The organism is Halomonas sp. CnH100-B, from assembly GCF_024124605.1.
Lineage (GTDB): Bacteria > Pseudomonadota > Gammaproteobacteria > Pseudomonadales > Halomonadaceae > Vreelandella.
Genome location: NZ_JAMXRX010000008.1, coordinates 1 through 13,006, shown reverse-complemented (window position 1 = coordinate 13,006; position 13,006 = coordinate 1). Strand labels below are relative to the sequence as shown.

The 13,006-nt window shown below is 55.7% G+C and carries 15 protein-coding genes; 4 read left to right on the top strand and 11 right to left on the bottom strand.

Annotated features, from left to right (window positions below; all coding sequences use genetic code 11):
- The 11 genes from flgL to flgB form a co-directional block, all read right to left on the bottom strand.
- Positions 1 to 1,245: a flagellar hook-associated protein FlgL gene (flgL, locus tag NH398_RS16100; protein WP_253019257.1), complete on the bottom strand. Its 1,245-nt coding sequence runs from the start codon at positions 1,243 to 1,245 to the stop codon at positions 1 to 3.
- Between the two features lie 14 nt (positions 1,246 to 1,259).
- Positions 1,260 to 2,918, bottom strand: a complete 1,659-nt coding sequence (gene flgK / locus NH398_RS16095) for a flagellar hook-associated protein FlgK (protein WP_253019256.1) — start codon at positions 2,916 to 2,918, stop codon at positions 1,260 to 1,262.
- A gap of 62 nt (positions 2,919 to 2,980) precedes the next feature.
- Positions 2,981 to 4,003: a flagellar assembly peptidoglycan hydrolase FlgJ gene (flgJ, locus tag NH398_RS16090; protein WP_253019255.1), complete on the bottom strand. Its 1,023-nt coding sequence runs from the start codon at positions 4,001 to 4,003 to the stop codon at positions 2,981 to 2,983.
- A complete protein-coding gene (locus NH398_RS16085; protein ID WP_285264135.1) occupies positions 4,003 to 5,136 on the bottom strand; it encodes a flagellar basal body P-ring protein FlgI in 1,134 nt (377 codons plus the stop codon). Before NH398_RS16085 ends, flgJ begins: the two co-directional genes overlap by 1 nt.
- 36 nt (positions 5,137 to 5,172) lie before the next feature.
- Complete coding sequence (locus NH398_RS16080) at positions 5,173 to 5,862, bottom strand: flagellar basal body L-ring protein FlgH (RefSeq protein ID WP_253019254.1); 690 nt, start codon at positions 5,860 to 5,862, stop codon at positions 5,173 to 5,175.
- Between the two features lie 37 nt (positions 5,863 to 5,899).
- Positions 5,900 to 6,682, bottom strand: coding sequence for a flagellar basal-body rod protein FlgG (gene flgG / locus NH398_RS16075; RefSeq protein WP_159340585.1), 783 nt, complete (start codon positions 6,680 to 6,682; stop codon positions 5,900 to 5,902).
- Positions 6,683 to 6,712: 30 nt separating this feature from the next.
- Complete coding sequence (flgF, locus tag NH398_RS16070; protein WP_159340584.1) at positions 6,713 to 7,471, bottom strand: flagellar basal-body rod protein FlgF; 759 nt, start codon at positions 7,469 to 7,471, stop codon at positions 6,713 to 6,715.
- Positions 7,472 to 7,502: 31 nt separating this feature from the next.
- Positions 7,503 to 8,720, bottom strand: a complete 1,218-nt coding sequence (flgE, locus tag NH398_RS16065; protein WP_159340583.1) for a flagellar hook protein FlgE — start codon at positions 8,718 to 8,720, stop codon at positions 7,503 to 7,505.
- A 36-nt stretch (positions 8,721 to 8,756) separates the two neighbouring features.
- Positions 8,757 to 9,449 (bottom strand): flagellar hook assembly protein FlgD, encoded by a 693-nt coding sequence (locus NH398_RS16060; RefSeq protein ID WP_159340582.1) that lies wholly within the window; start codon positions 9,447 to 9,449, stop codon positions 8,757 to 8,759.
- Between the two features lie 2 nt (positions 9,450 to 9,451).
- On the bottom strand, positions 9,452 to 9,862 hold the full coding sequence (flgC, locus tag NH398_RS16055; protein ID WP_159340581.1) for a flagellar basal body rod protein FlgC: 411 nt from the start codon (positions 9,860 to 9,862) through the stop codon (positions 9,452 to 9,454).
- 25 nt (positions 9,863 to 9,887) lie between these two features.
- On the bottom strand, positions 9,888 to 10,316 hold the full coding sequence (flgB, locus tag NH398_RS16050; RefSeq protein ID WP_159340580.1) for a flagellar basal body rod protein FlgB: 429 nt from the start codon (positions 10,314 to 10,316) through the stop codon (positions 9,888 to 9,890).
- 134 nt (positions 10,317 to 10,450) lie between these two features.
- Here flgB and flgA point away from each other — a divergent pair, with 134 nt between their 5' ends.
- The 4 genes from flgA (at position 10,451) to NH398_RS16030 (ending at position 12,850) form a co-directional block, all read left to right on the top strand.
- Positions 10,451 to 11,227: a flagellar basal body P-ring formation chaperone FlgA gene (flgA, locus tag NH398_RS16045; protein WP_253019253.1), complete on the top strand. Its 777-nt coding sequence runs from the start codon at positions 10,451 to 10,453 to the stop codon at positions 11,225 to 11,227.
- Between the two features lie 84 nt (positions 11,228 to 11,311).
- The gene (gene flgM / locus NH398_RS16040) at positions 11,312 to 11,578 is read left to right on the top strand and encodes a flagellar biosynthesis anti-sigma factor FlgM (RefSeq protein ID WP_159340579.1); all 267 of its coding nucleotides are present in this window, start codon (positions 11,312 to 11,314) and stop codon (positions 11,576 to 11,578) included.
- A gap of 10 nt (positions 11,579 to 11,588) precedes the next feature.
- A complete protein-coding gene (gene flgN, locus NH398_RS16035) occupies positions 11,589 to 12,038 on the top strand; it encodes a flagellar export chaperone FlgN (protein WP_253019252.1) in 450 nt (149 codons plus the stop codon).
- 71 nt (positions 12,039 to 12,109) lie between these two features.
- Positions 12,110 to 12,850, top strand: coding sequence for an SDR family NAD(P)-dependent oxidoreductase (locus NH398_RS16030; protein ID WP_253019251.1), 741 nt, complete (start codon positions 12,110 to 12,112; stop codon positions 12,848 to 12,850).
- Positions 12,851 to 13,006: the final 156 nt, after the last annotated feature.

Sequence of the window (13,006 nt, the reverse complement as noted above, 5' to 3'; positions counted from 1 at the left end):
CTACATGAAGTCGAACAGCGACATGCCTTTGATGTCTACGAACGCTTTCTGAGCCGCCTGAAGGCCTACTTGGCGCAAGCTGTACTCGGAAATAGCGTCGGCATAATCGAGATCAACCAAGTCCGAAAGCGTTTGTTCGTAGTTGAGCATGCGGTTACTGCCAACTGCATCGATGACGTCTAGCTCGTTGAGCCGGGCACCGGCGGAGGCACGGACCGTCAATACGTTGTCCAACGAGTTATCCAACTCACGCATGGACGTGTTCAGCGTATTCCGCAGGGCTGCTTTCTGCGTGCCATTTTCTGCTGGCGTTTCTAGTACACGGATAGCCGCTTCCATCGTTTGAAACAGATCGGCCGAAAGCTGATCACTGCCAGGCTGAGCGACTAGGATTTCATCGCCAACTTCAGGCGCCCCTTTCAGAGTCAGGCTCACCCCTCCAAAACTCACTTGCTCGCCTGCTGACTCGTCGTAAGCTTGATCCTCAAGACCGGCGACTGGCTGCCAAGCAGCCCCATCGAACTGCTCGACGGTGTAAGTCGGGTTACCACCTCCATCTTCGTCGAAAAGAACGCGGAAGCTTTCACCATAATCTGGATCGTTGACATTGGTCACTTGTGGACCACTGAACGTCACGCTGCCCTGGTTGGCTGACTCGGCTTTGGCTATATAGCCTGCGCCGCTTGGCACTCCTTGGAAAATCGTCGCCCCATTTTCCGTCACGGGCATTAGGCGAGACGCATCGACGCGCTGAGCGCGCGCGTTCGTATCACCGTTGTATTGGACGTTGCCAGCGGCAGACTTAACGAAGGGCGGAGCGTCGTCTTTGTAACCACCAAAGATATAGCGGCCGTTACCATCGGTGGCATTTGCCTGACCGATCATCGTCTCGTAAACACCCTTCAACTCACTGGCAATAGATTCACGGTCAACATCACTCAACGTATCGCTGGACGCTTGGATCAGCAGCGTCTTGGCGCTAGTCACCGCATCGCTAATACTGTTGAGAATGCTTTCCGTTTGTGCCAATGAGTTACGCGCAGATACACGAGAGTCTTCGTACTGCTGTGTGATGGCTTTCGACTGGTCGACACCTACCGCACGGGATGCCGCTTGTGGGTCATCCGACGGATTGACGACACGCCGCCCACTGGCAACTTGTTGCCCCACTTTCAAAAAGTCATTTTGCTGACGATTGATAGAAGCCGTACTCTGCTCATACATCGTGACCGTACTGACACGCATCGCCTAAGCTCCTATTAATTACGCAGATTCAAAATGGTGTCCATGATCGTACCGGCGGTATCGATCACACGGGCATTGGCTTGATAGAACTGTTGGTAACGAATCAAGTTGGCCGCCTCTTCGTCAAGGTTCACCCCAGACTCCGACTGCTGTACGGCGCGTAGTTGATCCGTCAGGCCCTGGCGTGCATCCAGATTGACCTGGGTAATGTTGGTGCGATTACCCACGTCACTGACAAGCGCGCCATAGGCACCGCTTACGGACGCGCTGCCGCCAACAATATCCTGACCTTGCAAATCTTGGAGCAATAATGCATTGCTATTATCACCCGCGCCTGCGGCAATCCAATCTGCAGGATCGTCATTAGGGTTAATAGGTAAGCCCGCGGCAATTTTATCAGCATCAATAAGATTCACTTCCATACCGTTAGCGGCTCGACGAACGGGTTGTACCTCAAACTGATCCCCGTCGGCCGGCGTATTGCTAAACGTCATGGAGATGCCGCCAAACGATAGCGTATTATTGGCAGCGTCCCAGCCTGTACCGATATCGACGTCTGCACCACTATCGTTACGAGTCACGGTAGGTGCGCCACCTGCAAAACTGACGGTGTAATCCGTTGCACGTAGCTGATCGATAGCATCAGCATCAAATTCGATGGCGTCGATCGTTACAGGGCTGTTGTCTTCGTAACTGTAGGCTTGTGGTGCGCGCACATTGAAGAAGTCGCCGCCCTGCTCGCCGTCCAAATCGACGCCTTGCTTGTGCTGTTCGTTAAATGCGACGGATAGCGATACGGCAAGCTGACCAACCTGGTTCTGCGTTTTATCGAGAGTTTCTGACCGGAATGTCATCAATCCCCCCAGCGCGCCCCCTTTGACCGTGGACTCGTCCAACTGAATCAGGTTACCGCCTCCATCGCGATATCCCACGATCGTCCGTTGGGGATCGTAGTCGGCCTGCACGGGTTCTAATTTGAACGAGCTGGTCCCCGTGACGAGCGGCTGACCGTTAGGCAAGCTAATGTTGTACGTCTTGCCATCCTGCACGTTCAGCCGTAAATCCATGCGCTCGTTGAGCTCGGAGACAAGAAAGTCGCGCTGGTTCAACAAGCTGTTGGGCGCTTCGCCCGTACGTGCGCGAGCCAATGCAATCTCTTTATTGAGACCGGCAATTTGCTCCACCGTATTGTTGACCTGAGTGATCTCATCTTTGATCTGGTTGTTGATGTTGCTCTGCATGTCCTGCAAGTAGCCATCGAACGAGCGGAACTGCGCACTCAGCGTGTTCGCCGTCCCAAGCACTCCCTGGCGTGCCGCAGGATCAGAGGGGGAGCTTGCCAGATCTTCCAGCGAAGAAAAGAACGTCTGCATGAGCGGGGAAAGACCCGCATCCCGGTCGGCTAGCAGGTTATCGATCTGCGAGACTTGGTTGTAGTACGTATCTAACGCGCTGGACTGGGTCTTGGCGTTATTGAGCTGATCGGCCACATAGGTATTGAACTGGCGCTCGATATCATCGACTCGGACACCCCCACCCACACGCCCTTCACCAAGCTGGGTCAGCTCGCGGTTGTAGCTAGGCGTATAGACGTTACTGATGTTGTTACTCGTGGTATTGAGGGCATTCTGCGCCGCGTTGAGGCCGCTTAAGCCGATCGAAAACATGCTCATGGTTCAATTCCTTAGGCCGATTTTCTACTTATCGGCAATACGCAGACAAACTTGAGGTGTCGCTAGCGAGAATCCGCTAGAAGGCTTCCTGCGGCATTTAATGGGCCCATGGTATTCATCACCGATACCAGCTTATCGGCGTAACGCGGATCGGTCGCATAACCGCCACGCTGCAGCTCACGTGCAGCCTGCTCGGCATTGGCCGCTTGCAAAACACCCGCATAGCGAGGGTTGTTGCCAATCAAGTTGGCATAATCGGTAAAGGCGTGCTCGAAAGAGTCGTACACACGGAAAGTATCGACGACTTGCGTACGGCGACCGTCCACGTACTCGTGGGTCACGATATCGGTGGTTTTGCCTTGCCACTGGCTACCCGCTTTAATGCCAAATACGTTGTAGCTGTTGCGGCCTTGCTGGGTGGCTATTTCATGCCGCCCCCAGCCTGTCTCCAGGGCTGCCTGCGCCAAAATAAGCTCGGCAGGCACACCGGTAGCGGCGCTGGCCGCCTGCGCAGGCGTGGCCAGCGTTTGCACGAACCGTTCGACATGCTCATGTGAAGACGCCGCCGGACGCGGGGCGTCTGCTAACGCGGCGGGGGCGCTGCTCACCTCTTCCTGTTGGCGAATAGCGTCCAGCTCGTCATAAAAACGCCCGCTGGCCGTACTGGCAGGCGCCTGGGCGTTGTTAGGCTGTAGCGGATTGTCTAACACGCGCGGCGTCCCACGGGGGATGCCTGCAATCAGTGCCTGAAGCTCTTGGTCCGGGTTGCTGGCTTGTCCAACCGCGCCTTGACGCTGCAACTGCTCCACTAGCGCATCGGCCAGACCAATGCCACGGGAAGCCATGACTTGGGACCACTGCTGGTCGAGCATGGATTGATAGAACGTAGTATCGCGACTCTCCAACAGTCCCGAGGTCGGCGTGGCATCACGCATGCTTTTGACCATCATTTGGATGAACAAAGCTTCGAATTGCTGTGCCGCACCTTGCACACCGGCTTCAGGGTCGACGCGGGCATTGTGCTGCAGCCGCTGGAACCCGTTCATATCCAGCGCAAACTGGCTGGTCATATCCCCCATGCTCATCAGATGATCTCCAGCTCAGCACGTAAAGAGCCTGACGCTCTCAACGCTTCCAAAATCGACATCAAATCTTGAGGAGTGGCCCCCAACGCGTTCAATGCGTTCACCACGTCTGCCAAATCCGCGCCTTCGACGATTTGTAGATAGGCTTCTTGTTGTTCGATATCGATATCCGCGTCCGGCACGACCACGGTCTCGCCCTCCCCTAAGGGGTTAGGCTGGCTGACGCCAAACTGGGTATCGATCATGATGGAGAGGTTGCCATGCGCGACGGCAGCACGACGAAGCGTCACTGCACTATTCATCACGACGGAGCCAGTGCGTGCATTCAGCACGACTTTGGCGGGCGCCTCGGTCGGTGTCACCTGGACGTTCTCGACGCGCGCCATGAAGTTGACCCGCTCATTGGCATCCATAGGGCCGTCCAAAGCGATAACACGGCCATTGCGTGCATAGGCGACGGATTGCCCAAACTCGCTATTAATCGCAGAAACCATACGCTGCACGGTCCCAAAGTCGGCATCGTTGAGCTGCAACTCCAATACTCCCCCGTTGCCTCCCAGGTTCAACGGCACTTCTCGCTCGACGAGGGCACCGTTGGGAATACGGCCTGATGCCTGCTGGTTGATCTGCACACTGCTGCCGCCCGCTTGTGCCCCCGCACCGCCTACCAGCATATTGCCCTGGGCAATCGCATACGTATCACCATCGGCACCTTTGAGGGGCGTCATGAGCAGCGTGCCACCGCGCAAACTGCTCGCGTTGGCAATGGAGGACACGACGATGTCCAAACGTTGGCCTGGACGAGAAAAGGGGGGCAGATCTGCTGTGACCATGACGGCGGCCACGTTACGCAGCTGCAGGTTGGTACCCGGCGGCACCGTCACACCCAACTGCGACAGCATGTTGGTCAAACTCTGACTGGTGAAGGGCGCTTGGGTCGTTTGGTCACCGCTTCCGTCGAGACCCACGACCAAACCGTAACCGACTAATTGGTTATCACGAACGCCTGCAAAGCTTGCCAGCTCACGCACGCGCTCAGCGTGGGCCGGCAACATCACCAAACAGAGTGCCACGAACGCTGCGACACGCACGGTGGCTGTTAGACGTTGATACGCTTTCCACTGCATAGCCATTTCACCAGGTCTCTGTTGTCGAGCTCGTTAACACGCCTAGAACGGCGACACATTCAGGAAAAAGCGCTGCAGCCACCCCATATGCTGCGCTTCGTTGATATAGCCATCGCCCACGTACTCGATCCGTGCATCGGCCACTTGAGTCGACGGCACGGTATTTTGCGCGGTGATCGTACGAGGATTCACGACGCCCGAGAAGCGAATGAATTCGGTGCCCTGATTGATCGCGATCTGTTTCTCGCCGCGTACCCGCAAGTTGCCGTTATTCATCACTTCTAATACGGAGACGGTGATCGTACCGGTAAACGTATTGTTCGCCTGAGAGCCGCCGCCGCCCGCAAAATCGCTGGCGCCCTCGATATCGAAACCGTACTCGGCCAACGTATCCAGCACATCCGGAAGCTGGGCTAAGTCCAGACTCGCACTGCCGGAGCGGTTGGCGTTGGATTGGGCATTCTTACTCGCGCTTACCTCTTCATCGAGCACGATGGTGAGAATATCGCCTATGGTACGGGGGCGACGATCTTCGAATAGCGGCTGATAGCCCCGGCGCGCCTGATAGATGGAGCCGTTAGGCACCGGCGGTGGCCGATCGACGATGGTGATCTGCTCTTGCTCGCCCACGACGGACGCGCGGGGTATCTGCGCGCACCCTGCGGCCAGCAGCACCAGCAGCGCTAAGCTAGCCAGCACGACGCGGCGTAACATAAGGTTTGATTTCAACATAGCGCGATCCGTTAAGAAGCTCTGACGAACAGTGGCATTAGAGCTGGCTTAAGCGCGCTAGCATTTCGTCACTGGTCGAGACAGCTTTACTGTTGATCTCGTAAGCTCGCTGCGTTTGGATCATGTTGACCATCTCTTCGACGACATTGACGTTCGAGGTCTCGACGTACCCTTGGAACAGTCGACCGGCACCGTTATTACCCGGCGCGTTTTGGTTCGGCGCCCCCGAGGCACCGGTTTCCAGGTAAAGGTTGCCACCGATGCTTTCCAAACCCGCTGGATTGATAAAGGAAGCCACGTTAATTTGGCCAATATCGGCATCTTGAGCGATTCCCGGCTGACGCACACTCACCGTGCCATCTTCACCGATCGACACCGATAGCGCATTGGCCGGCACGAAGATCGCTGGCTCGAGCGGATAGCCGTTCGCCGTGACCATCTGGCCATTTTCGTTCAGCTGGAAACTGCCGTCACGGGTATAACCAATCGTGCCGTCTGGCAAAAGCACTTGGAAAAAGCCTTCACCATTGATCGCGAGATCGCGGGAGTTGCCCGTTTCTTCCAAGCCGCCTTGCGTGTGCAAGCGCTCCGTAGCCACGGCACGCACCCCGGTACCGATCTGCATACCGGAAGGCAGACGGTCCTGAATGTTATTCTGCGCGCCCGGCTGGCGCATGTTTTGATAAAGCAGGTCTTCGAAAACAGGCCGCGAACGCTTGAAGCCATTGGTACTGACGTTCGCGAGGTTGTTGGAAATGACATCCAGCTTGGTTTGCTGAGACTCTAGTCCGGTTTTGGCAGTCCACAAAGACTTGATCATACGTAGGTTCCCTTGGCTGAGTGGCTGCGATTAGCCCTGAATAGCGAGAATACTGTTGGCTCGCTGGGCATTCTCGTCCGCCGAGCTGAGCATTTTCATTTGCATGTCGTAACGGCGCGCCACGTCGATCATCGATACCATGGCATCGACGGCACTCACGTTACTGCCTTCCAGCGCACCACTGACCAAACGAGCATCCTCATCCGCTTGCAGCACGCCAGGCGCACCATCCTCACCGGGTGGCGCTCTAAAAAGTCCGTCGTCGCCGCGTTCTAATCCCTGCTCATCCGGCGTGACGAGTTTGATACGGCCAACGTCCACGATTGCTTCAGGCCCTTCCCCCTGAGGAATGGCACTGATCGTACCGTCGGCCCCAAATGAAATTTGCGCGCCCTGCGGCACCGCAATGGGACCGGCATCTCCCATGACAGGCCGACCTACGCTCAACAGCACCCCATCGCTGTCGAGCTGCAAGTCGCCTCGGCGGGTATACGTCTCGGTCCCGTCGTCTGCTAACACCGCCATCCAAGCATTTCCCTGCATGGCCACGTCCAACGTACGTCCAGTACGCTCGATAGGGCCTTGTGAGAAATCGGTTCCCGGCGTCGTGGCTACTGCCGAGACCCGGGTGGGTAGTGCGCCATCGCCCTGCACGGGCACCGAGCGCACGGCCTGAAGCTGAGCGCGGAACCCAGCGGTCGACACGTTCGATAGGTTGTTGCTCACTACCGACTGTTGGTCCATCGTGTGTTTTGCGCCGCTCATGGCGGTGTATAGCATGCGATCCAAGACGTTTACTCCTTACCCGTTGGCCCACTCATTAAATATTAATGATGGTTTGCAGGAGCTCGTCCTGAGTACTGATGGTCTGTGAGTTTGCCTGGTAGGCACGCTGAGCCACGATCATATCGACCAGCTCACGGGCCATATCCACGTTGGATGTTTCAATCGCACTTGGCTGGATTAAACCGCGCAAGCCAGCGCCCGGCGCACCCAGCAGCTCTTGACCAGAGGTTCCAGTGGCTGCCCACAAGTTTTCACCTTCAGGGCGCAGACCTTCTGGATTACGGAAAGTCACCAATGTCACCTGGCCAGCAGCGCGCGACTCTTCGTTCGAGTAGTTGCGCATGATGGTGCCATCTTCCTCGATGGTGATACCAACGAGCGCACCTGATGTATAGCCGTCCTGTACGGTGTCATTGACCGTGGATTCGCTGGCAAACTGGGTAGACCCTTCAAAGCTCAGCTCGATATCCAGGGCTGCCAGCGGGTTACCGGCACCAAATTCGTTGTTGTTGAACAAAGCATTGGTGGAATTGTCCGCCTGTAACGTGCCGTTTTGGGTAAACGTCAGGTTACCCAGGGCCACATCATAGGTGCCGCCATCCGCGGGGCCACCTGACAAACGCCCATTAACTTCCCACTCGTTAGCGGCAGTTTTAGTAAAGTAGACGGAAAGGTTACGCGCGTTACCCTGGGAGTCGAAGACCGTCGCGTTGGTAGAGTAGTTATAAGTGTTCGCATTATCCGCGTCGAACGCGGCAGCAATCACTGGCTGGCCAGAGTTCAGGTTTAACGAGATATCCAGCCCAGTCGTGGCGTTTGCAGGCAAATCGCCAGGTGGAATTTCCATGGGCACCACGTTACCGCCCTCTTGCACGTTGCCCTCGGCATCGGCGGGGTAACCCATGATCTGAGCCCCTTGGGCATTCACGAGCCGACCATCCGACGTCATGGTCAGCTGACCATTGCGCGAATAGCCAATTTCACCATTAGGCTGTTGGTAACGGAAGAAGCCTTCACCGGCAATGGCCAGATCCATGTTACGGCTGGTGGACTCGATGTTGCCCTGACTGAAGTTCTGCAACACGGCGGAGGTCCGAACCCCCAAGCCCACGCGCGAGTTTGCGAAGACATCGGCAAACTGCACGTTGGAGCTTTTGAAACCAACGGTCTGAGAGTTAGCAATGTTGTTGCCAACGACGCCGAGTTTTTCCTGCTGAGCGTTTAAGCCACTAAGTGCCTGTGTAAAACTCATGATGTTCCCCTGAAGAAAGTATCGATTAGCGAGTAATCAAAGAATTTGCTTGATTTGGTCGAGTGTCACTTGGCCATATATCGCACCGAGGTCAAGACGTACGTCACTGCCACCTGCTCCAGGCGAAACGCCTTGTACCAAGGCATAATTCAATGCGCGCGACTCCAGCAGTTCACCCTCGGCATTCGTAGCTTTGAAATTAACTCGATAAGCGCCCTCAGGAACGGCATCGCCCCCGTTGGTCGTGCCACCCCAGCTAAATGACTCTACCCCCGCCGCTACACTGCCCAGTTGATTGGTATAAACCACTTCACCGGACTGACTGGTCACCGTGACTTCTACCTGCTCAGCTGGGGAATCGAGCTCAATGCCAAACGGAGTAGCGTACGAACCATTGTCAGGATCGACGCTGACCATCACGTTATTGCCTGGCACCAGTACGGCTTTATCGATTAACCCAGCCGCCTGCAGCGTTTGCGCCGCATCCATCTGCTGGGTAATGCCGTTCAAGGTATCGTTCAGCTCTTCGATGCCGCTCACCGTATTGATTTGCGCGAGCTGAGACGTCATCTCCGCATTTTCCATCGGGTTGAGCGGGTCTTGGTTCTGCAACTGTGTGATCAGTAGCGTCATGAAGCTATCGCGCAGTTCGGCGGACTGACGCGTGGAGAGGCCGGAAGTAGAACCATTGCTGTTAATGCTATTAACGACACTCGTGTCAATATTCATCGTTAGCCCTCACCGAGCGATAGCGTTTGAACCATCATTTGCTTGGTTGTGTTGAAAACTTCTACGTTGGCTTGATAAGAGCGTGACGCAGAAATCATATTGACCATCTCGTGCACCGGCTCGACGTTGGGCTTGGCAACGTAGCCTTCTTCGTCCGCTGCGGGGTGGTTCGGCATGTACTCCATCCGTAGCGGAGAGTCGTCTTCCAGCACTTCCGTGACCCGTACGCCCCCCACCCCATAACGGTTATTCTGGGCCTGAGCTTCGAACATGACCTGTTTGGCGCGGTAGGTTTCTCCATCGGGCCCTGCCACACTATCGGCATTCGCCATGTTGCTCGCCGTGACGTTCATCCGCTGGGCTTGGGCGCTCATGGCCGAACCGGCAATATCAAACGCTGAAAACATCGACATCGCTTATTCTTCTCCTATCACTAGGTTATTCAGGCTGCATCGCATTTTTCAGGCCTTGAATACGACGGTTCATGATGGTGAGCGCAGCCTGATAGCGCACCGCATTGTCGGCAAACTGTGTTCGCTCGCGATCCATGTCGACGGTATTGCCATCGAGACTTGGCTGGTCAGGAATTCGATACAGCAAATCTGCACTTCCTGCGCCTTGCCAGGCAGGCCCCTCACCCGCCAAATGGCGATCGGAGGTACGCGCCAATGCCAACCCACCGTTCTGCTGCTGGGCCTGGCTGCCGTCCACGGCTTTCTTCAGCTCGCTGGCAAAGTCGATGTCCCGCGCCTTATAGTTAGGCGTGTCGGCATTGGCAATGTTAGCGGCTAGCACTTGGTGCCGTTGCTGCCGCAACCCCAGTGCCTGCTGATGGAAGTTAAAGGCAGATTCAAGCTGATCAATCATGCCGACCCTCGCTCGCTGAGAGGCAAAAATAAATCGGAAATTGTTGATGATGAATGATAGGCGTGCGGCTTTCACCTTAAAGCATGGAACAGCTACCGTTTACACCAGCATTTCCCATGATGCGGGAGGTACTTTTGCATTACACTCCCGGGCTGATGCTAGCCGTCTGTTCCTCTAACCTGAGCGACTTTCCCATGCGCCACTTGCTGCATTTTGCTGCACGCTGCTCAGCAATTTTTAATGGTTTGTTATTACTTTTGTATGTCGGCGCGCCTCAGCCCGCCTGGGCACAAACGACAGACCAAGCACTGGTCGATGCCGTGCAGCAGTTCTTGTACCAAGAAGCTCAAGCGCTGGGCGAGGAAGTGGTCATCGATATCGCACCGCCGTCACCGCACCTACCCGCCTGTTTGCAGCCCACCCCATTTTTACCCAATGCGGATCAGGCTCCTATCGGTCGTGTATCTGTGGGCGTTCGCTGCGGTGAAGCAGGCCGCCAGACCCGCTATCTGCAGGCGCAGGTGGACGTGATTGGTCGTTATATCGTAGCGAGCCAAGATATCGAGCGCGGAGCCTTGATTACAGCAGCCATGCTGACTCAGCGTGAAGGCAACTTGAGCGATCTCTCCTCTCAAGCACTCACGAGTGAAGATGAGGTCGTGGGCAAGGTCGCGCAGCGGCCTATCCGCAGCGGCAGCACCTTCCAAGCACATTTTTTACAAGCCCCTAGCCTCGTGGAACGTGGCCAGCGTGTCACGGTCATAGCGGAAGGTACCGGCTTTCGCGTGTCCCGGGAGGGGGAGGCACTTGCGGATGGTGCCCAAGGTGAAACCATCCGTGTACGTTTTGGTCCTCGTGACATCATGAACGCGCGAGTGATTGGCCAAGGGACTTTAATGGTGGATTTTTAGTCGATCATCTAAAGTTTCTCTATAGAAAGCCGATAAAAGTAATATAGCGCGCGGCGCCCCAACGTTGACGATGAGGCCAACAACGTGAAAATCGATAATCTCAATCCGCTGCTTCGCAACACCCCCGCGCAGCAGCGTGATGATGCTCAAAAAATTGGTGGCACTAAGCCACCGGAAACGGGTAATTCGACCCGTGAAACGACTCAGCTTAGCCCATCTAGTATCGATGACAGCCAAGACATCGACATGGCTAAGGTCCAAGAGATTCGTGATGCCATCCGTGAAGGTCGACTCGAAGTGCGTGCCGATCGTATCGCAGATGGCCTTATCGCCAATTTGAACGACCTGTAACGTTTATCCTATGAGCCTTTCACGCCTTCTTTCCAGCCAGTTGCAGCGCCTTGAAGATCTCATTGCGCTACTTTCCAATGAGCAGGAGCAGCTGACCAAAGGCAGTATCGACGGTGACGTATTAACGCAGATCGCTGCTAAAAAGCAGGCACTACTGGACGAGTTGGAGCGCATGGAAATGTTGCGCCGTGGCGTCCAAGCCAAGCTTGGCTATCCGGAAGGTGCCCTGGGAGCCAACCAAGCCGCTACTGACGCAGCGTGCCTACCGACATGGGAAAGCCTGCTCGAAAAGAGTGAACGCGTCTCACGAATGAATGCATTGACCGGCCAAATGCTGTCGTTACGCATGAAGCATAACCAAGAGATGCTCGACTACATTCGACAAATTGCCGAAAAAACACTGTATAAGCCGAATGGTCGTAACAGCGCCCAGCCAGGTCGTATCAATGCATCGGCTTGAACGGCCATCCTAGACAAAATCTATACAAAGCGCTTCAATGAGAACAAGAGTGTTCATTATTGGAGCGTGTCATGTTTCCTCATCTCCCCGAAGGCTTTAACGCAGTCATTACAGGCGCCAATGGCGGCATTGGTCATGCAATGCTGCAATGCCTTTTATCATCCCCTCAAACGGGGCGTGTCATCGCAGTTAGCCGCTCAGCGATAGCTGCACATCACCCCAAACTCGATGCGCTGGCTGCAGACATCACTACTCCATCAGGCCGAGAGGCGCTATGTAGCGCCTTAGACGGCCAACCGGTTCACTTACTCTTCAATGCGGTGGGCCTACTCCATGATGATTTCCGAGGTATACAGCCTGAAAAGCGCCTAGAGCAACTGGATGACGAGGCATTCGCCCACGTCATGCACATCAATGCGGCAACGCCTGCGCTGCTAATTGCCGCGCTCAAGCCCTCGCTGCAAGGGAAGCACCCCACGATCATCGCTAGCCTCTCAGCCCGTGTCGGCTCCATCACTGACAATGGGTATGGCGGTTGGTATAGCTACCGTGCCAGCAAAGCCGCGCACAATATGTTGATGAAGACCGCCTCGATTGAGCTAACACGGTTGAATAAGCAGTCGATCGTTCTCTGCCTGCACCCAGGCACGACAGATACGTCTCTCTCGAAGCCGTTCCAAGCCCGGGTTCCAAGCGGTAAGCTGTTTACCGCTGACTTCGTGGCGAAACAGCTGATCGACGTGATGGCCAAACGGTCGCCGGAAGAGACTGGCAGTTTCTGGGACTGGGCAGGCGAGTCGATCGAGTGGTAACGACGTCTTTCATCAACGTCTGACACCACCCACACAACCAAAAAGCCCCGAGCACAGGATGCCCGGGGCTGGTCATGGCGCGCTTTCGAGCGCGCAACAAAAAACCCAGCCGTTTGGCTGGGTTCTTTGCGGTATAAGTGCCTGACGATGACCTAC